This is a genomic window from Paenibacillus tengchongensis, from assembly GCF_008973665.1.
Classification (GTDB): domain Bacteria; phylum Bacillota; class Bacilli; order Paenibacillales; family Paenibacillaceae; genus Paenibacillus_AQ; species Paenibacillus_AQ tengchongensis.
On sequence record NZ_WACP01000003.1, the window covers coordinates 177,515 to 198,384 of the forward strand.

The following is a 20,870-nucleotide window of genomic DNA, read 5'->3' on the forward strand; positions in this document are numbered from 1 at the left end:
GCGCCGTAAAGTGATTCATCTGGATGATCCGGCCGCAGCCGAATGCCTGTAGGATAACGGAGCCTACAGTGCCTTGGAATATATGGCCAGGGAAGGCGGGCTCCGTGTCATGAATTCCGGCCACCGCCTGCATCTGCTGGTCAATCCGCTCGGTTCCGGCTTTGCCACCAACTTCACCCAGCTGCGCAGCAAGTATTCACGCGTGGAGCGGAAGACCCATTTACATATCATCAACGTGATTATTCTGGTCTTTCTGGCTGAGATCGACCAGGACGAACAGCATTTCAAGCCGGGCGTAGACAGCATGTCCTATATCCAGCTGGCCGACCAGGTCTCCGCCCTGTTCCAGGCCTGGATCGGGATGGACAGCGAAGGATCATTCAGCAAGCAATGGCGGCTCGATGTCCAAGGCATGCACAAGGTGTGGAGCAGCCTCTATATGCAGACGAAGAGCCAGGAAGAAGGCGATACCCTCTCACGCGGCGCAGGCTCGCGGATCGGGCTGATCCACGAAGCGATGAAGCTGCTGGAGGACGAGCATCTGGCGTTTATCTCCGAGAGCGAGAAACGGGTCTTCCCGCGGGAGGAGCTGTACGAACGGATGCGGTATCTGTACCATGATGTGGACCGCTATAAGGAGCTGCGGGCGCTTGTCGCACGCACGTTAAGCGGAGAGGAGGCGGGGCAGGATGCCGCGTATTGAACGTATCCGGATCGCCGGACTCAAGTATGAGAAGATGCTGAAAAAATACGACGACATGATTCTGGACCTCTGCAATGAAGAGGGCCCGGCCAATACGCTGATTACGCTGATGAACGGCGGCGGCAAAGGCGTGCTGCTGCAGTCGATTTTTCAGCTGCTCATTCCGAAGACGCCCTGGGGCAAGGATAATGAGAACCAGGTGGAAGCTTTCTTCCATAATCATAAGAAGCAGCTCCGTCCTTATACCTTCCATGTCGCTATCGAATGGCGGCTCGATCACAGCGAGCATGCGGAGTATATGACCACGGGCATCGCTATGACCGCGCAGAGCTCGGCGGACCTGCTGGAGATCAAGGTGGATTACCTGCTGTACACACTGATGGATTACGACGAGCATGCCGAGCTGACGCTCTCGACCCTGCCGCTCTATAACCACGAGGCCGGAGCTCCCGTTGCCTTCGAAACGCTCCAGCAGTTCGTACGGGAGCGGCGCAATGAGATGGTGTATTACGGCAGCAGCAGCGCGGAACTGAACAAATATTACAGCTATCTGGCCGAGCGGGATATCCATATCGGCGAATGGCGGAATATGAAGAAGATCAACGGCGAGGAAGGCGGCATTAAGGGCTTCTTCAAGAAGCACGATGCTTTTACGAACCATAATCTGTTTGAGCGGCTGATCCTTCCGGAGATCGGTGCCAGCCTCAGCGAAGGACTGAGTAAAGACGAAGGTTCTTTGCAAAAAATGTTCGTAGATGCCGCCACCGTCGCCCAGCGCCTCCCGATGCTGGAGCAGCGGGAGAAGGCGTTTGCCGGGTTTACGGATCTTGCGGTACCCTTACACGGGCTGGTGCGTCAAGGGGTGGAGGCGGAAACGGATTTCCGGGATACCCAGCGGCTCGGCCGGCAAATCTACACGGTACTTCTGGATGAGCTGGCTGCGGCCGAGGCTGGACAAGCTGCGAAGCTGGGAGAAATGGCAGAGCTGGCTCAGGAGGGAAGGCAGCTGCGTTTTGAAAGCGACAATCTGAAATTTCTGCGCAGCAAGGAAGAGTATGACGCCAAGCAGCTGGAGTTCGACCGCGTTACCGGCGATCAGCTGCGGGCGAAGCAGCGGCTTGAAGATTCGCGGACGAAGGAGAAAAGCCTGGAAGCGGCCTTCCATCTGGCCAAGCGCAGGGGCGTTCTGCGCCACATAAGCCAGTGGCGGAAGGAGATTGAAGCCATTGAGGGGTCGCTTGAAATGCAGGAGCGCCAGCAGGTCATCCGCGCCGCCAGAGAAGAGCTGGACGGTCAATGGCCGGCAATCTCCCGGGCCTGGCAGAACAAGCAGCGGCGATTCCGTGACAGCCTCGGGGCGCTGCAGGCGGAGGAAGCTGCTGTGCGCAAGGAAAGGGAGCAGCTGCTGCTGGAGACCGGCGGTCTCGAAGGCAAAATCGGTGAGCTGACGGCGGCCATCCGGCAGTACAGCGAGGAAGCGGGTGCCTTTGCCGCGAAGTACGGCCACGAAGCGGCCGCCGCGCCTGCATCTGCCCTGCAGCGGTCCCTGCTTGCCGTCAGAAGCAATGTGGAGCGGCTTGTGGAGTGGTCCGGCAAACGAGCGGCTGCCGACGAGCGGCGGCTGGCGCTGCACAAGGCAGAAGCGGAAGGAACAGCCAAGCTCTCGGCACGCACCCAGCAGATGGAGGAGCTGGGGGCGCGGCTGGAGGCGCAGCTTGCCAGGGAATCGCAGCTGTGGTCACAGCTTGTGGTGCACCTGGAATTGTATGGGGAGCACCAGCGATACGGGGCCACCGGCTTGTTCGAAGCGAAGCAGGCCGCGGCCGAAGCGTTGATCCGCCGCAGTGAGGATGCGCTGCAGCAGGTTAAGAAGCTGCGCCGGGAGTATTATCACCAGCTGATGGACGTCGAGCTGCAGCAGGAAGCCTACTGGCTGCCGAATGCGGATCTGCTAACCGTTAAAGAGCGGCTGGAGCAGCTCAAGATTAGTGCCATGCTCGGCAGCGCCTACTTGAATGATCTGCCGTATTCCGCACGGGAAGAGGAGCTCGAGCGGCAGCCGCTGCTGCCTTACGGCTTGATTCTGACCCGCCGCGAGGCGGACAAGCTGCAGCCGGATATTCTGGCTGAATTTATCCTGAAGGCGCCGGTACCGGTCTTTGTGCGTGAGGAAATGAGCGCCTCCGCCGGAAATGCATTCCTGCTGCCGGCGGATGAAGGCCGGCAGCTGGCACTGCAGCCGGAGCGGTTCCGGGAATGGAAGCGCGGCAGCGCCGCCAGACTGCGGGAGCAGGAGGAAGAGCTGCGCGAGGCGGAGGCGTATCTTGCGAAGCTGAAAGCGGTGCAGCAGGAAGCAGAGCGGCTGTACCAGAGCGAGCACTCGCAGCAGCTTCAGAATAAGCTGCGCATACTTGAGCTTGGCCATCGGGAGCTGCTCGCGGATCAGGAGCGGCTGAATGCCGGGATCAGCAGCAATGAAGAAGAATGGAAGGCTGCACAGCAGCAATTGACGGAAGCTGAAGCCGAGAAGGCTGAGCTGGCCGGACGCATCCAGGCGCTGCGCGAATGGGAGCGGCGGGCCGTTCGCCAGGAGCGGGATTATAAAGACAAGCAGGCGGCGGTGGAGCGCAAGAACCGGCTGGCTAAAGATATCTCTGTGATGGACCAGCGGCTTGCCGTGCTGAAGATGGAGATGGAAGGTATCCACAAGCAGCGGGAGCAGTGGATGGGCGACACGCGGTACTCGCTGTTCCCGCGGCTGCAGAGCTGGCTGCCGGAGATTATTTTCCCGGCGGAGCAGGAAGCTGTGGCGGAAGAAGACATGGACCAGGAGCTGCTGGCAGCGGGTGCGCTATCTGTTGCCGACAGCCGGCTGCTGGAGCTGCTGAGCACGCTGGAGAGCCTGCAGCAATCGCTGACCCAGAACGAGCTGGAGATCCGCTTGCGCGAAGGAAATATCAAACGGGCGGGCGAGCAGCAGGCCGAGCTGGAAACGGAGCTGGCACAGCTGAACCCGGTCTGGCGTTCATTGCCGGAGCCGCAGGATTCTCCTGAAGCGATTATGGCGGCACGGAACCGCCAGAAGCATGAGAGCGGTGCGCTTGAAGAGGATTACCTGATGCTCCGGGAGAGTTATGTGCGCTGCCATACGGAGCTGGAGAATCTGGGCAAGGATAAGAATAAAGCGGAAAAAGCAATCAAAGAGAAGCATGAGCGGGCGCCCGAGCTGTGGCCGGGTCCGCTGGACGGCAAGGAGGAGGACATCCTCAGCCGCAGCAGGGATAATGAGTTCCGGCTGAACGAAGCCAAGAAGAGCCTGGTGGGATTTGAACGGCTGCTGCAAAGCCTTACCAGCCAGAGCAAAATGATGGAGCTGCATGCCGAAGGCCGGGCTGCGCTGCGCGAGGTGCCGGAGGATGTGCAGGAGCAGGTGCGCGGGAACAGCGATAGTGCCGTAGCCGGCTGGCTGCAGCGCAGCAAGGCGAGCCAGCAAGCCCGCAGCGAGATTACCCGCAGGGTGCAGGACGAGAAGAACAGTCTGCTGGAGAAGATTGCCGCCAGCGGCTGGAACCGTGAGCTGGAAAGCAAGCTGGTGGACCGGCTGGGCTCGGTTCACTGGGAAGACTTCCCGGTTGCGCTGCAGGTTCTGGAAGCCATGCTGCAAAGCTCGCACGACCAGATTGAAAGCATCCGCAACGACAAGGAAGGCATGGAGCTGTCACGGATGATGTGGACCGGCCGTGCGGCCAAGCGGGTCGTGCAGATTCTCGATATCCTGAAGCGTATGGAACGGCGGATGATCATTCATAATGAGAATGGACACGCCTTTCCGCTCGTTCGTCTGAATTACAAGCAGATGACTGTACCAAGGACGACTGAGGATATCGAACCGCTTGTCAGCGACTATTTCAACCGCTGTATCCATATGCTGCTGGAGAAATATCCGAAGATTGAACAGGTTCCGGCCGGAGCAATCAGAGAGCTGGTTAACGATGGAAAGATCGTCTACACGGCACTGCAGAACCGCTTCCCGGTGCTGCAGGTGTACAAGCCGGTGACGGAGAATTATTTCCTGTATGCCGCCCCGGAAGATTACCATTATTCGGATTGGGAGGTCATCAACCGGGGCGCACTGGATGAAGCGGTCGGCAGCGGCGGGCAGCGCCAGTCGGTGCAGCTGCTGGTAGCGATGATGATCATGACGCATAAACGCGTCAACCGTGAGAACAAGGGCTGGACGGTATTCCTCTATGATAATCCGTTCGGCGAAATGGTCTCCAACAATGTGCTGGACCCGGTATTCGAGATTTCCAGGGCGCTGCGCTTCCAGTGGCTGATCGTCACGCCGCCGGAACTGGTGAAGAACGATGTCAGCGTCCGGTTCGGTGTGTACTGGCAGCTGTATTTTGGCGGGGAAAAGGGCGAAATGCTGGAATCCACGCTTGTCAAGGGTGGACGCAAGCTGATCCCCGCCACTTTATTCTAAACAACATTTCATCTGAGGAGTGAATATCACATGAATTTGCAATCGACTGTAAAGCTGGCGAATGGGGTGGACATGCCTTGGCTGGGCCTGGGCGTATACAAGGTGAAGGAGGGGCAGGAGGTCATTGAGTCTGTGCAAGCGGCGATCCGCACCGGTTACAGAAGCATCGATACCGCCGCCCTGTACGGCAATGAAGAAGGCGTGGGCCAGGCGATCCGCGAATCCGGCGTCAGCCGTGAGGAGCTATTCATTACCACGAAGGTATGGAATTCTGACCAGGGCTACGAGTCCACATTGGCCGCCTTCGGGCAAAGTCTCAGCAAGCTGGGGCTGGACTATATCGACTTGTATCTGGTGCACTGGCCGGTAAAGGGCAAATACAAGTACACCTGGCGGGCACTGGAGAAGCTGTATGCGGACGGTAAGGTCCGGGCCATCGGTGTCTCCAACTTCCAGATCCATCATCTGGAGGACCTGCTGGGGGAAGCTACGGTCAAGCCGATGGTGAACCAGGTCGAGCTGCATCCGCTGCTGAGCCAGCTTGAGCTGCGGGAGTATTGCGCCAATCAGGGCATCCAGATTGAAGCCTGGGCACCGCTGGCGCAGGGCCAGCTTCTCGATAATGAGCTGCTGCAGCAGATTGCCGACACCCACGGCAAAAGCATCGCACAGGTGATTATCCGCTGGGATATCCAGAGCGGCATTGTGACGATCCCGAAATCGATCAAAGCGCAGCGGATCAGCGAGAATGCCGATGTGTTCGGCTTTGAGCTGTCAGCGGCGGAAATGGCGCAAATTGACGGCCTGAATATCAACCGCCGGATCGGCGCCGATCCGGACAATTTCAATTTCTAGACCGGCCGCTTGCGATAGCGCGGGACAGCAAACAAGACTCAGCCGCAGGCTGAGTCTTGTTCTTTTTGCAGAACGTCTAGATCAGTTGAACTTTTGAAATGCACATGAGGTGCTGCAACCCTGCGTTAGGGGGAAAGTTCTTTTGTTCAACCTAAATAGGTGGAAAATCGCTACCTAATTTCCCCTAAATGGAGCTTGCCGCAAATTTAGTTGGATTCCCGCCACTTAATAGGAACGACAATCGGTGATTCCGTTCAGATCGTCCAAATTAAGTTACGATAATCTACTTAGATGTATCCTAGCGGTGAAAACAGCTAAATTAGTGTGCAAAAATCAAACTAAATAAGTTGTGTTTGGGCTTTTTAGATCATACACTCGATCACATTGTACGAAACAATTTGCCGGTCGCGGTAGGCGGCGCTTACTGCTTCAGGCTGGCTGCTGCAGATTCCCTTTTGCAAAATTACTGCGTTGAACCCGCGTTCCACCGCCCCGTTCCAGGTGAAAGTCACACAATGCTCTGCCGCAAATCCGGCCACGATAACGAGTTCGGCTTGGTGTTCATGCAGCAGCTGTTCGAGGTCTGTCTTCCAGAACGCATTTGTGAACTCTTTCGTTACCCGGAGATCACCGGGGTCCGTGTTGATTTCGGGAATAATCTCTCTGGCTTCCGGCGATAAATCCTCAGAGGCGCCTTCCATGTCCTGCACATGAATAACCGGGTGGCCCTTCGAGCGGAACAGACCGGCAACATGATTGATATATTCACACGCTTCCCCGACCTTCCAGCTGTCTTTATGGTCCTGCAGAAACAAATTCTGCATATCTACTATTACTAATGCGAGTTTCATTCGCTTCCCCTCGCTTTCTCTTAAGCCGAATCCGGCTTTGTATAAGAATAGTTAATAGGACCTGGACAACTCAAGCGGCAAGTTGAATATAATATTTCTATACCTGCGTTAGGGTGGGACAAGACGTCCTGCCGAGCATGAATCACCCATCATAAATGACACAAAACTGTTGCTGCAGCTGTACCCGGAAATAACCGATATAAACGTAGGGAATCTAAGAAGCCGGAGGATGGTTATGAACAAAAAGTTTACGGTTTATGTGCTGGTTGCCTTATTGGTCTGCCTGCTGCTTCCGGCAGCGGGTGCGGCGGCGCAAGAAGGCATTCCAGAGCATACGGCATCCTTTTATGTGAACGATTTTGCGGGTGTCATCGATCTGAAGACAGAGAATGCGCTGGTCCATGAGGGCGTGCGCTTGCACAGGGATACCGGAGCTCAGGTTGTACTGGTCACGGTAGACTCGACGAACGGCCAATCCATGCAGGATTATGCGAATCTGCTGTTCAATGGCTGGGGTGTAGGCGATGCAGTGCACAACAACGGTGTTCTTCTGCTGCTGTCCGTCAAAGACGACGATTATTGGGTGGTACAGGGCAAAGGGCTGACGGAAAGCTTAAGCGATACCAAGCTGGGGCAGATCCTGGCGGCCGATCTGGAGCCTGACTTTGCCAATAAGCAGTACAGCGCCGGTGCGCGCAAGACATACAACACTTTAATCCGCAGCCTGGGCGGACAGCCGAATGCCCCGGTCAGCGGCAAAGCCTATGTAGCCGACAATGCCGGTATATTCAAGCAGGTAACCAAAGACTACCTGAACCAGGCAGCCAACCGCTACCGGGAAACTGCGGGAGGCGGAATCTATGTCGTCACAGTTCCCAATTCGGGAAGCGGGAGCCTGCAGGATTATACGTATGCGAAGTTCGCTTCGGTATACGCAGGTCCGTCCGATGTGATGATCGTGCTGGATATCGGCGGCGACAACTACCATGTGCTGCAGGGCAAAGAAATTGACAGCCTATTATCCAATGAGGTTATTTCAGGCATTTTGGAGCAGGAGATGGAGCCCTACTTCGCTGAACATAAATATGCCGAAGGCGCGACTGCGACCGCCAACGCCATCTATTCCTTCCTGCTGGCCCGCGCGGATGACCGTTTCTCCGCTGCAGAGGAAGTGAGAGCCGAGCCGGCGGCGGCTGTCAGTTCAGCGGCGGCTGCGGCGGGGACGGAGGCAGCCAAGCAGCCGGCCGCTCCCAAAGAAGCTCCGCGCGTAACCAAGGGGCAGGGGCTGCAGATCATCGCGCTGTTCCTGATCGGCGTGCTGTTCATCAGTCTGCGGGTTTCGCACCGCAACCGAAGAATCGCTCTTTATGGTATGCCGATCAATCCTTACAGTGAACGCAACATCCGGCGTTACGGAACCTGGACCGGACAGGCCGGCTACGGTTATTTCACCCGCCGGCAGCGTATGTCCGGTAACGGGAGCAGCCGGCCCCGCCACCATCATCACCAACCGTCTAGAAGTCAGAGCAGCAGCTCCTGGAGCAGCCGGGACGATAACACCAACCGCGGCGGGGGAGGGCACAGCAGCGGCGGAGGAGCCGGACGGCACAGCGAGTCCCGCGAGACCAATCGCGGCAGCGGGGGACACAGCAGCGGCGGAGACGCAGGCCGCAACAATTCCGGCGGCAGCTCAAATTCCGGCGGCGGCGGCAATGCCAGCAGCGGCGGCGGAGTGGGCCGGCACCGGTAATCCGGGAGCAGCCCTACAATTGAACAAGGCAACGGTTCTTCCGGAATTCGGGAGAACTGTTGCCTTTTTAAATGCACGGTAACCTCAGCGGGTTACATTGGCAAACCTGTGAAACAGAAACGGATGATGTCCACAATCCCGTGCCCCAGCATCGCGGAGGTGATGTCCCGTTTGCGCTGTAATATAGCGAAGGGCAGGCCGAACAGTAAGGACAGCAAAAGTGTGGCCACAATGCCCAATATAATCCCCCCGTCAATAAAGCTGTCCGGCGTGTGAATCAGCGCATGCGGAACAATCATCATAAACCAGGCGGTGAACCTTTGGGCCCTTGTTTCAATTCTGCCGTTCAGCATCGTCAGGCACAAGGCATAGAACACCGTACGCAAAGCAACTTCTTCAAAAATAGCGGGACTCAGCGCCACTCTGAAATACTGCAGCTTCATGCTGAATTCACCAATCTCATTGCTCATCAGCATCAGATTAAAGATTCCGAGCAGAAGCCCGGCCGCCACGCCGATCAGCAGACTTACAGCGACTGTCCGGCTATTCTTGGTGTTCAGAAAGACAAGCTTGCCCGCGCTGTATTTGTTAAAGGTGCTGAGCGCAGCCATGGATGCGAACAGTGTAATGATACTGTTTTCTATCATAGAGAAAAGAGAAAGATTGATGTAGGTTAATGCGACGGCAGCGGCCAGCAGAACAGAGAGCAGAATCTGCCGCTTGGACGGCAGTTTATTTTTGACCAGAAGCACTATGCTGATCAGCAGAGAGCACAAACTCAGCAGCAACCATGCTCTTCCTGTCGGCCCGGGGTTGTCCCCGGTAAGCGTGAAATTTAAAATAAACAGCAGCAGAAATGCGGTAAACATGAACCAGACTTTGGCAAGGCCCGACTTAGGTGTCAACTTTTGTTCTCCTTCCGGATAGAAGCTATATTTGATTACGAATTTGTTAAGTCTATCACGGCCTCTTACCCCACGAAATTAATAAACTCACTCCCTTATACTCTATCCTATGTTCCATGAAATGGATGAACTGTTGAAGATTCTGAAACTTTTACTAACGCGGGATCGTCTATCATGGGGTGATGCCAAGAAATTTGAAATAACAGGAAATCCGGCAAGGAGGACAACCCACTTGAGTACTTCATCATTACCAGAGCGTTCCAAGGTTCACCGGAATAAGAAGAAAGCCCAGGGCAAGAGCATCCGCAAGCGCAAAAAGAAAAATAGGCTGCGGCTGCTCGTCAAGCTGATGCTGTACACGTTGTTAGTGATGCTGGCGGGAGCCGGGTGGCTGTATCTGCTTCCTGCGGGGCAAAGCACCCGTTATCTGCTGGCGGACACCCTGATTACTACCCAGCACCGCCACTGGGCGAAATATGTCATCGGCGAGACGGAACTGCAGCGCCGGGTTGCCGCCTACAATGAACAGTTCCTGCAGATGGGCGATGAACGGGACACGCATACGATTGCAACTCCGCCGCCCGCTCCTGCAACGGATTCCTCTACAGCTTCGGCCCCCGAAGCGAAACCGCTGGTAGAAATCGAGAAAATTACAGGCTCCGGCTATGCAGGCTATATGATGACCGTGCATGATCCGACCAAGGTCCGGCTGGGCATAACGGGGACGGCCGGCTCCGGGGAGAAGGTGTCCCATATGGTGGAGCGGACCGGAGCCATCGCCGGCGTTAACGGCGGAGGCTTCGCCGACCCCAACTGGAAGGGGAACGGCTTTAAGCCGATCGGGCTGGTAATCTCGCGGGGCAAGCTATTTTATAACGGGCTGGGCGGCAAAACCTCTACACAAATTGTCGGTCTGGACAAGCAGGGCAAGATGATCGCCGGCAACTATTCGCTGGAGGAGCTCCGGGATCTGGGCGTTCAGGAGGCGGTGACGTTCCAGCCGCGGATTATCGTTAACGGCAGAGGGCTGTTTAAGAGCGACAAGGACGGCTGGGGTCTGGCCCCGCGTACGGCTATGGGACAGCGGGCCGACGGTGCTCTGCTGTTCGTGGTCATCGACGGCAGGCAGCCCGGATACAGTGTGGGTGCCACGTTGTATGATGTGCAGCAGGTTATGCTGGAGCACGGCGCGGTCATCGCCGCCAATCTGGACGGCGGCTCGTCCACGGTGCTGGTCAAGGATAACGCCATTGTGAACAAGCCGTCCTCACAGTACGGCGAACGTTATTTGCCGACGGCCTTTCTTGTCTTTGAGCATCCCGAACAGGCGGATATCGCCAACATATGGGAAGGTCTCGACCCGTCGCAAATTGACGCCGGCAAGAAGCGGTCGCAATAATTCAATCTATCTCCGCCCGTCAAGTCTGGATGGGGGCCAAGGATTATGCTACGATAGCTAACGTATACGGCAGACAAGCATCTGGCAGAGAAAAGGAGGGACGGGTTTGACCTTACAGCAGCTCCGTTATGCGATTGAAATTGCGAACAGCGGCTCCATGAACGAAGCGGCCAAACGGCTTTTCGTGTCACAGCCGAGTCTCTCCAATGCGATTAAAGAGCTGGAGAACGAGCTGGGGATTACCATATTCGAGCGGACGAACCGGGGAATCAGCATCTCGGCGGAAGGCATGGAGTTCCTGGGTTATGCGCGGCAAATTATTGAACAGGCCGATTTCATGGAACACCGGTATACCGGGAAGAAGCGCAGCGCGATCTATTTCTCCGTATCTTCCCAGCATTATGCGTTCGCGGTGGATGCCTTCGTCCAGCTGATGAACGGAAGCGGGATAGCGGAGTACCGCTTCGCCTTCCGCGAAACCCAGACCTATGAGGTAATTGAGGATGTGCGGACACTGCGCAGCGATCTTGGGATTCTCTATATCAGTGAGAGCAATTATAAAGTGATGAACAAGCTGTTCAGCGACGGCAATCTCAAGTTCACGCCGCTGTTCAACACGAATCCGCATGTCTATGTGCGCAGCGGGCATCCGCTATCCGGCAAGGAACAGATCATCGAGGAGGATATCACCCCGTTTCCGTACATCACCTTTGAACAGGGAGACAATAACTCCCTGCATTTCTCGGAGGAAATGCTCAGCTTTACGCAGATCGGGAAGAATATCCAGGTGACGGACCGGGCCACGCTGACCAACCTGCTGCTCGGCAGCGATGCTTACACCGTAGGAACCGGCATTCTCGCTTCGGCCCTGAACGGAGGCGGACTCGTGACGATCCCCTATGACAGCGGAGAGATCTTCACCGTAGGCTGGATTGCCCATAAAGACCGCAAGCCGAGCGATATTATGGCCGGATACATAGAAATACTGAATGATCTGGTAACCGGCAGCAGCTTTAGTCTCAATCAATTCTTACTATAAATGCAGCAGGAGGGAAGTATGAGTAGTCCAGTGATCGGAACCAAACGCAGAACGCCGCCGTTCCGGTATGACATCGTCGGCAGCTTTCTGCGCAGTGAGGCGCTGAAGGAGGCACGTACCCGGTTTGAAGCGGGGGAGCTTTCGCCGGCGGAGCTTACCGCCATTGAGGATGCCGAGATTGCGGAGCTGGTCCGGCAGGAGAAGGCGCTTGGCCTGCAGGCAGTGACGGACGGCGAATTCCGCCGTTCCTGGTGGCATCTTGATTTCTTCTGGGGGATTGAGGGAACAGAGAAGATCACGCTGAACGCTCCGGGCAGCGCCAAAGACGGCGCCCAGCGGGCGGAGAGCTTCCGGATCGTCTCCAAGATCGGCTTCGGCGGACATCCGATGCTTGAACACTTCCGCAAGCTGCAGGAGTTGGCCGGGGATACGCCGGCCAAGATGACCGTTCCTTCGCCGGCGCTGTTTCATTTTGTCCAGGATCATAACGGCAATGATGTGTATCCCGACCAGGAAAGCTTATTCCGCGATATTACCGCCGTATACCGGCAAGCCATACAAGCCTTCTATGATGCGGGGTGCCGTTATCTGCAGCTTGATGACACCACCTGGGGCACGCTGTGCAGCGGCCGGCACCGCGCCTATCTGCGCAGCCGCGGCACCGACCCGGATCAGCTGGCCAGCGATTATGTCAGGCTGATCAACGAAAGCATTGCCGGACGTCCGGATGATATGACTATTGCGCTGCATGTATGCCGCGGCAACTACCGCTCGACCTGGTTCGCCGCCGGCGGCTATGAACCGGTTGCCGAGACGTTGTTCGCCCGTGCAGAGGTCGATGCATTCTTCCTGGAATACGACAATGAGCGTTCGGGCGATTTTGCGCCGCTGCGGTATGTACAGGACCAGTTCGTCGTCCTCGGTCTCGTCACCACCAAGCACGGGGGACTGGAGAGCAAGGAGCTCCTTAAGGCGCGTATCGCCGAGGCTGCGGAGATAGTCCCGATCGACCAGCTCTGCTTGAGCCCGCAATGCGGCTTCGCCTCTACGGAAGAGGGCAACATGCTGACGGAAGAAGAGCAGTGGGACAAGCTGCGGCTGATTATCGAGACGGCCAATGAAATATGGATGTAAGCGGAGGCCGCCCGGCAGGGCGGCTATTCTTTATTAGGCTGACAGCTAACGGACTCCCTGGACCTTATTTCACATTACTATGGGGTTTCCGCTGCGTATTCATGAGGAAGAATCTCTCTTCCTCATAAAGGATTCCATCTCATACATCCGCTCCGCCATATATTCGAGGTTCTCCAGCACCCTTGAGAGGAACAGGAAGAACAGGCCTGACATAGCTCCCCCCACCCAGTATGCAAGCAGCAGGCTCCAGGCGAAACCGCTGACGCCATAATGGTTCCCGGCAACGATTCCCGCTATGAACGCTATGCCGAACAGCAGATAGGCAAATCCGTTGAGTGCTTTGACCATGCGTCTCACCTCCATAATTCTAGTTTACCCGCTTGTGCCCGGTCCAGAACTCTTAGGGATATTGTCCGCAGAATTAAAATACACTGCGGATTCTGCAGATAGCCCGGCATTTTGCAGTTGACAATTCCCGCCGGAACGGTTTACAATTCATTGCAAGTCACAAGCAAGAGATGACAACCGCATGAACCACAAGCGAAGACGAGAAGAGTAGTTAAGCGGCGTTGTTCCCAGAGAGCTCTAACCTTGGTGAAATAGAGCAGCAATGTGCTTAATGAATAAAGTCTCCGAGCTTCATACGGAATCGGGTAACGCAAGCTGCCCGAGGATGCTATGACGGGCTCTCCCGTTACAGAGATAGGGTATAAGCGTAGTGGCCGTACCCGAAGAGGTGCTTTCATGGCGACATGGGCACGAACAGGGGTGGTACCACGGTGCTTACATAAGCTTCCGTCCTCAAGATGACAATCTTGGGGGCGGGGGCTTTTTTGCTGTTATCTTGGCTTCAATCTACTCGAAACAGAGGTGTACTTTATGCATTGGTCCGAAAAAATAGCCGCCAGCCTGACCGCCGCCCATCCGCAGCGTGACACGTTTGTCTGCGCCTCGGGCATCAGCCCCTCCGGGCATGTCCATATCGGGAATTTCCGCGAGGTGGCGACCACCTGGTTCGTGGCGCAGTCGCTGCAGAAGCTCGGCAAGAAAGTCCGGTTTATCTTCTCCTGGGATGATTATGACCGGTTCCGCAAGGTTCCGTCTGGCCTTGATCCCGCGTTTGCTCAATATATAGGGCTGCCTTATACTGAGGTGCCTTGTCCTTACGGCTGCCATGCTTCATACGCAGAACATTATGAACGGGAGTTCGAAGATGTTCTAGCCGTATTCGGTATCACACCGGAGTTCATTTACCAGAGAAGGGAGTACCGCAGCGGAAGATACGCCGCAGGAATTCTGCGCGCACTGGCTGTGCGGCGGGAGATTTATGATATTCTGATGGATTACAAGACAGGAGAACGCAGCGATGAAGAGCGGGAAGCCTATTATCCGGTGCATGTCTATTGCGAGCGCTGCGGCAAGGACACGACGACGGTGCACGCGTATGACGATGAATCGCAGAATCTGGTGTACAGCTGCACTTGCGGCTGCTACAACACACTGCATGTGCCGCAGGCGGGCAACATCAAGCTCCAGTGGAAAGTCGACTGGCCGATGCGCTGGGGTGCGGAGGACGTGGTGTTCGAGCCCGGGGGCCGCGACCATTCCACGGCCAATGGCAGCTACTGTGTCGCTTCGGTGATTGCTGAACGGATATTTGGACGTACCCCGCCCATGTATGAGCCCTATGATTTTATCAGCATCAAAGGCAGCTACGCCAAAATGTCCAGCTCCTCGGGCCACAACTACACACCGGACGATCTGCTGCAGATCTACGCCCCCGGCAATATTTTGTTCCTGTTTGCCAAATACCAGCCAAGTGCGGCATTCAGTATAGGACTGGACGATGATGTCCTGCGCAACTACATGGAATATGAACGCTGCGTGGAGGCATACCACGGAGGTTCGCTGCAGGATAGCCTGCGGACTGCCGTGGAGCTGTCGATGACAGCCCGTGACGGCGGGCAGGCGCCGAGCTTCAATCAGACCGCAGCTTTGCTGCCGTTGGTGAACTTCGACCTGAAGCTGACCCGAGAGCTGCTGGAGCGGAGCGGGGAGCACTACAGTGATGCGGCCTTTCAGGCAGTGGTACGCCGGGCCGGCCATTGGCTGCAGAACTGGGTGCCGCATAAGCTGGTCGCCGTGAACGGTCAGCCGGACAGGGAGCGCTATGCGCAGTTGACGGCTGAAGTGCAGGGCTGGGTGCAGGCCTTCTGCAGGCTGCTGAGAGCTGAACCGCTGCCCGAAGCGGAGCTGATGGCCGCCGTCTACGATATTTGCCGGGTAGCGGATCCTAAAATTTCGAAGCAAAATCACAAGCAGTTCTTCTCCACGCTCTACCAGCTGGTCCTGGGACAGCCGGAGGGGCCGCGCATTCCGCTGCTGGTTCAGGCGGTAGGGACCAGACGGCTGTTGGCACTGCTCGATTTGTGAACGGAGTGTGCCGCCCTTTACGGGAGTTGTCCCGCAGGGGTATAATATAACAGATTGTTTATAAATCAAGTTGGAAAGCGAGCGCGAAACTATGGGTCGTAAATGGAATAATATTAAAGAAAAGAAGGCATCCAAGGACGCTAATACAAGTAAGGTATACGCCAAATTCGGCGTGGAAATTTATGTGGCCGCCAAGAAGGGTGAGCCTGATCCCGAATCCAACCGTGCGCTGAAGGTGGTGCTGGAACGCGCCAAGACCTACAACGTGCCGAAGGCGATCATTGACCGTGCACTGGAGAAGGCGAAGGGCGCCGGGGATGAGAATTATGTGGAGCTGCGCTATGAAGGCTTCGGGCCAAGCGGCTCGATGGTTGTCGTTGATGCTTTGACGAACAACGTGAACCGCACCGCACCGCTTGTCCGCTCCGCCTTCAGCAAGAACGGCGGCAATATGGGCGTCAGCGGCTCGGTAACGTATATGTTCGATCCGACCGCCGTTATCGGTCTGGAAGGCAAGAGCGCCGATGAGGTAATGGAGCTGCTGATTGAAGCCGATATCGACGTGCGCGACGTGCTGGAAGAAGAAGAAGCGGTAATCGTCTACGCTGAGCCGGATCAGTTCCATGCGGTGCAGGAAGTACTGCGCGGCGCCGGAGTCACCGACTTTACGGTGGCCGAGCTGACGCTGCTTCCGCAGAACTATGTCAGCCTGGACGGCGATGCGGCTGTACAGTTCGAGAAGCTGATTGACGCGCTGGAAGACCTGGACGACGTGCAGCAGGTGTATCACAACGTGGATTCGGAAGAGTAGGATTCACCGGATACAGAAAGACAGAATACAAACGGAATACAAGATGATAATCTCACGAGAACCCGCGCCCGCCGTGGGTTCTCTTTTTTTAGAAACCCACCGGATTATGTTTTTAAGCAACTTGCGGGTGAGGTGTTTTTGAATGAAATGTATAATCTCCTTCGTGTGCCGGCACAATAAACCGAAGAAATCCGTCATTGCGACAAGGAGGAAATATAGAGTGGACCACAATATGAATCCTGACAAGAATCTTGTCAATACAGTAGAAGAGCTTGCCCACACCCCGGTCAACAGCCAGGAAGCACAGCAGATGGAGCAAAAGAAGCTCGATGTGCGCAAAGAAGCGCTAAGCGACGACAAAACCACCTATAAGAAAACCGAAGAGAACCGCTATAAGTAAACGGTCCTTACCCGGTTGCTGTAACACAACCAAACGGCGGAAATCCGCCGTTTTTCGCATGCTGTCCTTTGCCTGTGCCCCAAAACTCGTTAATCCCCGGCTATTCTCCGTCGCTGCGGTATTCCAGCAAATCTCCGGGCTGGCAATCCAGCGCCTTGCAAATCGCCTCCAGCGTGGATAGCCGCACCGCTTTGGCTTTGCCGTTCTTGAGAATGGACAGGTTCGCCATTGTAATTCCCACCCGCTCCGAAAGCTCGGTGACACTCATCTTCCGCTTCGCCAGCATGACATCAATATTAACAATAATCGCCATCATTCTCACCTCAGACCGTCAAATCATTTTCGGATTTCAGTTCAATCGCCTGCTGCAGCAGCCGCTGGAGAACGGCGGCAAACACAGCGATTACCAGCGAAGCAAAAATAATAACCAGCCCTATGGCCACAAGCCCCGGGGCATCGTCTTTCTCGGCCATGAGAAAGTAGATCGGCATGCCGGCTGCAATTAAACCGCTGATTGCCACAGCACAATATTTAATCTTGTTGAGCGCCCGTACGGACAAATCCGAGAAAGCCTCATTCCTGTCAATGTACCCCAGCAGCTTGAACGCCTGGTATAGCGCAAAATAAAACGGCACTGCTGAGGCATATAAATCGGCCGCCACCAAAACCTTCAGATAACTGTGCTCCGGGTACAACTCGGCGGCAAATCCGGCTATCTGCGGCACAATAAAGATACACAGCGCCAGGATCGGAAGACCGATCACAATGACAGACGCCTTCAAAAAAAGTGTGGTTCCGCGTTCCATGCAAACTCCCTCGCTTATACGTGATTTTACAATCAATTTAACACAATACATATCGAAAAACAATAAATAAGTATTAATAATAAATATATAATTATTGTTGAATAAAAACCTATCTTGAGACAGGCTCATGCGGTATTATGATTATTGTACGAACGTCAGTTTGGATTCGATCTGATTTTTTTATAGGGGGCGCTAGGTTGTGAGCAAACATTTGATGAGTGTAGTGCATGTCATGCTTGTGCAGGAAGAACAGGTTCTGCTGCTTAAGCGCAGGAATACCGGTCATCATGACGGGAAATACGCACTGCCTGCAGGCCGTCTGGAGCCGGGTGAGGAGGTCCATATGGCGGCCATCCGGGAGGCGGAGGAAGAATGCGGCGTGAAAATTGCGCGGGAGGATCTGCGAATGGTCTGCGTAATGCAAATCCGGACACCGGATTCGGAACGGATCGACTTCTTCTTCACTGCCGGTCAGTGGACGGGTGAGCCCTGGAACAGAGAGCCGGAGAAATGCGGTGAGCTGGGCTGGTATCCTCTGAACGGATTGCCGGAGAATACAATCTCCTATGTAAGGAGCGCACTGGACAGGCACCGGCAGGGAGAGTGGTTCTTTAATTGCGGTTATAGTGAGGGTTAGCCGGCAATTTAGGATGGTCTGATCCGGCAAAATTGTGTATGCTTGAGAATGCGTGAAACGCGCTGAAATACATAGCAAGGAGATTTGCAAGCCATGGACCATATGAGTGTCAGCATCATCGTTATTTTGGTAGTCTGCGGCTTCCTGGCCGGGCTGATCGATTCCGTGGTCGGCGGCGGGGGCCTGATCAGTATTCCGGCGCTGCTGGCGGCAGGCATTCCCGTCCACCTGCTGCTCGGGACCAACAAGCTGGGCGGAACGCTGTGTTCGCTGACGAGTACGGCGTCTTTTCTGCGGTCGGGCAAAATCAATTTCCGCGCCGTTGGCTGGCTCATCCCTTTATCGGCCATCGGGGCCATCAGCGGCGCTTTGACGGTCCGCCAGGTGCCTTCCGAATTCCTGAAGCCGCTTGTAATTGTCATGCTTATCGTCATTACCCTGTACACCTTGTTCCGTAAATCCTGGGGCGATGTCTCCACCTACTCCGGCAGCAATAAAAAGACCCGTTATCTCGGGATGCTCGCCGCGCTCGTGATCGGATTCTACGACGGGTTCTTCGGGCCGGGCACCGGATCGTTTCTGATCTTCGCCTTTCTGATGATGGGCTTTGAATTTGTAACTGCCGCCGGAAATGCCAAGGTGCTGAATTTCGCCAGCAACATTGCCAGCCTGCTGACTTTTATTGCTGTGGGCTCTGTGAATTTCGCTTACGGCTTCCTGATCGGTATTCCGATGATCATCGGCGCCCTCGTCGGCTCGAAGCTGGCGATCCGCAAAGGTGCGGCATATATCCGGCCACTGTTCATTACGGTCACCATTGTGCTGGTCGGCAAACAGATTTGGGACACGCTGCATTAGAATAGAGAATTATATTAGCTGATGGAGTTGATTGCTGATGGAAATCCGGCTGGTACCGCAAGAGGCGGCCTGGAAGCTCAGACATGAGGTGATGTGGCCGGAGCGCGAGCCTGAGTATGTACGCATTGACGGGGACGAATCGGCGGAGCATTACGGGCTGCTTGACGGAGAGCGGCTGGTGTCCGTCGTCTCCTTGTTCCGGGAGGGAGAGGCGGCCCAATTCCGCAAGTTCGCCACCCTGGAGTCCGAGCAGGGAAAGGGCTACGGCTCACGGCTGCTTGAGCATGTGCTCGCTGCGGCAGCTGCGGCCGGAGCGCAGCGGATTTATTGCAATGCCCGCAGCAGCAAGATCGGCTTTTATAAGAAATTTGGACTGGCTGCTACAGAAGAACGGTTTCATAAGGGCGGTAAAGAGTACGTCATTATGGAACGATGGTTTAATATTGCGGACTTAACTCCGGAAGGGAGTGTCAACCCATGACTAAGAAGCTCTATTATGAATCGGCCTATATGCAGGAGTGGCAGACGACCGTTACCGGAAGTCTGCAACGGGAAGGCAAGGAATATGTGACGCTCGCGGAGACGGCGTTCTATCCGCATGGCGGAGGACAGCCCTGCGATACTGGACAGATTGGCAACATGCCTGTACTGGATGTTATTCTGGAGGGCGAAGAAGTGCTGCACCAGGTGGAAACCGCACTCCTGGCTGGTGAAACCGTAAATTGCGCCCTCGACTGGGAGCGCCGTTTCGATCATATGCAGCAGCACAGCGGTCAGCATCTGCTCTCGGCACTCTTCCGGGAGCAGTGCGGGGCGCAGACCTTAAGCTTCCATCTTGGTGTGGACTACGCCACCATCGATATCGCCCTGTCGGAGCTGGAGCCGCAGCAACTGTCAGCTGTGGAGGCGGAAGTGAACCGGCATATCTACATGAACCATGCGGTCTCAAGCTATTTCGTCAGCGAAGAGGAGCTGGCCCGGCTGCCGCTGGCCAAACAGCCCAAGGTAACGGAGAATTTCCGCATCGTTGAGATTTCCAATATAGAGTACAACGCCTGCGGCGGCACGCATGTCTCGGCCACCGGCGCAATCGGCATGATCAAGCTGCTGCGCGCTGACAAGCAGAAGGGCCATGTGCGGGTAACCTTCAAATGCGGCGGCCGCGCCCTGCGCGAATTCAATGACCAGTCGCGTATTCTCGGCGTCCTGGCCGCGAAGTACAATACCGGCAAGGATGAGATTATTGACCGGATCGAGAAGTGGGAGCAGGAGCAGAAGCGGCTGGAAACAGAGCTCGGCTGGCTCAAGGAATCCAATGATACTTATGCTGCGCAGGAAATGGTGGCGGCGCTGGAGCCGGGCGCGGGGCTAATCCGCCGCTGCTTCGAAGCGAAGCCGCTGAAGGATCTGCAGAGCCTGGCCGCGAAGCTCACGGCACTCACCGATCTGCCTGTGCTGCTGCTGTCCGCTGCGGACAATAAGGCAGTGCTTGCCCACAGCGGCCAGGCCGGCTTCTCCTGCGGAGCGTTCTTCAAAGCTGAACTCGGCGCGTTTAGCGGCAAGGGCGGCGGCAGCGACAAGCTGGCCCAAGCCGGCTTCCCCTCCCGGGAGGATGCGCTGGCGTTCTATGAGTTCGCCGGACAGAAGCTTCGTGCCGCAGAGGAATAAAGAAGATGTTTTAGGGGTGTTCCACAGCTGTTTCATGGCTGTGCGGATACCCTTTTTTTTAATAAATCCCCCTATCTTTATTCCTCCAGTTAAGGATTATTTAATAATTGTCCCGGTATAATCGCCTCAGAGCAT

General features: G+C 55.7%; 19 protein-coding genes. 14 read left to right on the forward strand and 5 right to left on the reverse strand.

All coding sequences use genetic code 11. The features are described 5' to 3' along the window. The first annotated feature begins 82 nt into the window (after positions 1 to 82). Genes F1381_RS06550 through F1381_RS06560 form a run of 3 tightly spaced genes read left to right on the forward strand, consistent with a single transcriptional unit; the run spans position 83 to position 6,044 of the window. Complete coding sequence (locus tag F1381_RS06550) at positions 83 to 703, forward strand: DUF6063 family protein (protein WP_187355222.1); 621 nt, start codon at positions 83 to 85, stop codon at positions 701 to 703. Then, positions 690 to 5,189: a coiled-coil domain-containing protein gene (locus tag F1381_RS06555; RefSeq protein ID WP_151734022.1), complete on the forward strand. Its 4,500-nt coding sequence runs from the start codon at positions 690 to 692 to the stop codon at positions 5,187 to 5,189. Before F1381_RS06550 ends, F1381_RS06555 begins: the two co-directional genes overlap by 14 nt. Before the next feature lie 30 nt (positions 5,190 to 5,219). Beyond that, on the forward strand, positions 5,220 to 6,044 hold the full coding sequence (locus tag F1381_RS06560) for an aldo/keto reductase (protein ID WP_151734023.1): 825 nt from the start codon (positions 5,220 to 5,222) through the stop codon (positions 6,042 to 6,044). A gap of 362 nt (positions 6,045 to 6,406) precedes the next feature. On the opposite strand, the gene F1381_RS06565 is transcribed toward F1381_RS06560, so the two are convergent. Continuing rightward, complete coding sequence (locus F1381_RS06565; protein WP_151734024.1) at positions 6,407 to 6,895, reverse strand: cysteine hydrolase family protein; 489 nt, start codon at positions 6,893 to 6,895, stop codon at positions 6,407 to 6,409. A gap of 235 nt (positions 6,896 to 7,130) precedes the next feature. Between F1381_RS06565 and F1381_RS06570 the strand changes: the two genes are divergently transcribed. Continuing rightward, positions 7,131 to 8,645: a TPM domain-containing protein gene (locus F1381_RS06570; protein WP_187355223.1), complete on the forward strand. Its 1,515-nt coding sequence runs from the start codon at positions 7,131 to 7,133 to the stop codon at positions 8,643 to 8,645. Positions 8,646 to 8,737: 92 nt separating this feature from the next. Here F1381_RS06570 and F1381_RS06575 read toward each other — a convergent pair whose 3' ends face one another. Beyond that, positions 8,738 to 9,550: a CPBP family glutamic-type intramembrane protease gene (locus F1381_RS06575; protein WP_151734026.1), complete on the reverse strand. Its 813-nt coding sequence runs from the start codon at positions 9,548 to 9,550 to the stop codon at positions 8,738 to 8,740. Between the two features lie 232 nt (positions 9,551 to 9,782). On the opposite strand from F1381_RS06575, the gene F1381_RS06580 reads away from it, so the two are divergent. The 3 genes from F1381_RS06580 to F1381_RS06590 all read left to right on the forward strand — a co-directional run bounded on the left by F1381_RS06580 (position 9,783) and on the right by F1381_RS06590 (position 13,122). Then, entirely contained in the window at positions 9,783 to 10,949 is a 1,167-nt protein-coding gene (locus F1381_RS06580; protein WP_425495251.1) for a phosphodiester glycosidase family protein, read from the forward strand. Between the two features lie 106 nt (positions 10,950 to 11,055). After that, on the forward strand, positions 11,056 to 11,988 hold the full coding sequence (locus F1381_RS06585; protein WP_151734028.1) for a LysR family transcriptional regulator: 933 nt from the start codon (positions 11,056 to 11,058) through the stop codon (positions 11,986 to 11,988). A gap of 18 nt (positions 11,989 to 12,006) precedes the next feature. Then, positions 12,007 to 13,122: a 5-methyltetrahydropteroyltriglutamate--homocysteine S-methyltransferase gene (locus tag F1381_RS06590; RefSeq protein WP_151734029.1), complete on the forward strand. Its 1,116-nt coding sequence runs from the start codon at positions 12,007 to 12,009 to the stop codon at positions 13,120 to 13,122. 99 nt (positions 13,123 to 13,221) lie between these two features. On the opposite strand, the gene F1381_RS06595 is transcribed toward F1381_RS06590, so the two are convergent. Further along, positions 13,222 to 13,470, reverse strand: a complete 249-nt coding sequence (locus F1381_RS06595; RefSeq protein WP_151734030.1) for a hypothetical protein — start codon at positions 13,468 to 13,470, stop codon at positions 13,222 to 13,224. A 531-nt stretch (positions 13,471 to 14,001) separates the two neighbouring features. Between F1381_RS06595 and lysS the strand changes: the two genes are divergently transcribed. The 3 genes from lysS (at position 14,002) to F1381_RS06610 (ending at position 16,766) form a co-directional block, all read left to right on the forward strand. Next, complete coding sequence (gene lysS / locus F1381_RS06600) at positions 14,002 to 15,555, forward strand: lysine--tRNA ligase (RefSeq protein WP_151734031.1); 1,554 nt, start codon at positions 14,002 to 14,004, stop codon at positions 15,553 to 15,555. A 91-nt stretch (positions 15,556 to 15,646) separates the two neighbouring features. Continuing rightward, positions 15,647 to 16,366, forward strand: coding sequence for a YebC/PmpR family DNA-binding transcriptional regulator (locus F1381_RS06605; RefSeq protein WP_151734032.1), 720 nt, complete (start codon positions 15,647 to 15,649; stop codon positions 16,364 to 16,366). Positions 16,367 to 16,586: 220 nt separating this feature from the next. Next, positions 16,587 to 16,766 (forward strand): hypothetical protein, encoded by a 180-nt coding sequence (locus F1381_RS06610; RefSeq protein ID WP_151734033.1) that lies wholly within the window; start codon positions 16,587 to 16,589, stop codon positions 16,764 to 16,766. Between the two features lie 100 nt (positions 16,767 to 16,866). Here the strand turns inward: F1381_RS06610 and F1381_RS06615 are convergent, their stop codons facing one another. Then, positions 16,867 to 17,079, reverse strand: a complete 213-nt coding sequence (locus F1381_RS06615) for a helix-turn-helix domain-containing protein (RefSeq protein WP_151734237.1) — start codon at positions 17,077 to 17,079, stop codon at positions 16,867 to 16,869. Positions 17,080 to 17,089: 10 nt separating this feature from the next. Next, positions 17,090 to 17,572, reverse strand: a complete 483-nt coding sequence (locus F1381_RS06620; protein ID WP_151734034.1) for a DUF2975 domain-containing protein — start codon at positions 17,570 to 17,572, stop codon at positions 17,090 to 17,092. A gap of 199 nt (positions 17,573 to 17,771) precedes the next feature. Here F1381_RS06620 and F1381_RS06625 point away from each other — a divergent pair, with 199 nt between their 5' ends. The 4 genes from F1381_RS06625 (at position 17,772) to F1381_RS06640 (ending at position 20,735) form a co-directional block, all read left to right on the forward strand. Next, complete coding sequence (locus F1381_RS06625) at positions 17,772 to 18,209, forward strand: NUDIX hydrolase (protein WP_246187931.1); 438 nt, start codon at positions 17,772 to 17,774, stop codon at positions 18,207 to 18,209. 93 nt (positions 18,210 to 18,302) lie between these two features. Next, positions 18,303 to 19,067, forward strand: a complete 765-nt coding sequence (locus F1381_RS06630) for a TSUP family transporter (protein ID WP_151734035.1) — start codon at positions 18,303 to 18,305, stop codon at positions 19,065 to 19,067. Between the two features lie 37 nt (positions 19,068 to 19,104). Further along, on the forward strand, positions 19,105 to 19,548 hold the full coding sequence (locus tag F1381_RS06635; RefSeq protein WP_187355239.1) for a GNAT family N-acetyltransferase: 444 nt from the start codon (positions 19,105 to 19,107) through the stop codon (positions 19,546 to 19,548). After that, entirely contained in the window at positions 19,545 to 20,735 is a 1,191-nt protein-coding gene (locus F1381_RS06640) for an alanyl-tRNA editing protein (RefSeq protein WP_151734036.1), read from the forward strand. Before F1381_RS06635 ends, F1381_RS06640 begins: the two co-directional genes overlap by 4 nt. Positions 20,736 to 20,870 lie beyond the last annotated feature (135 nt).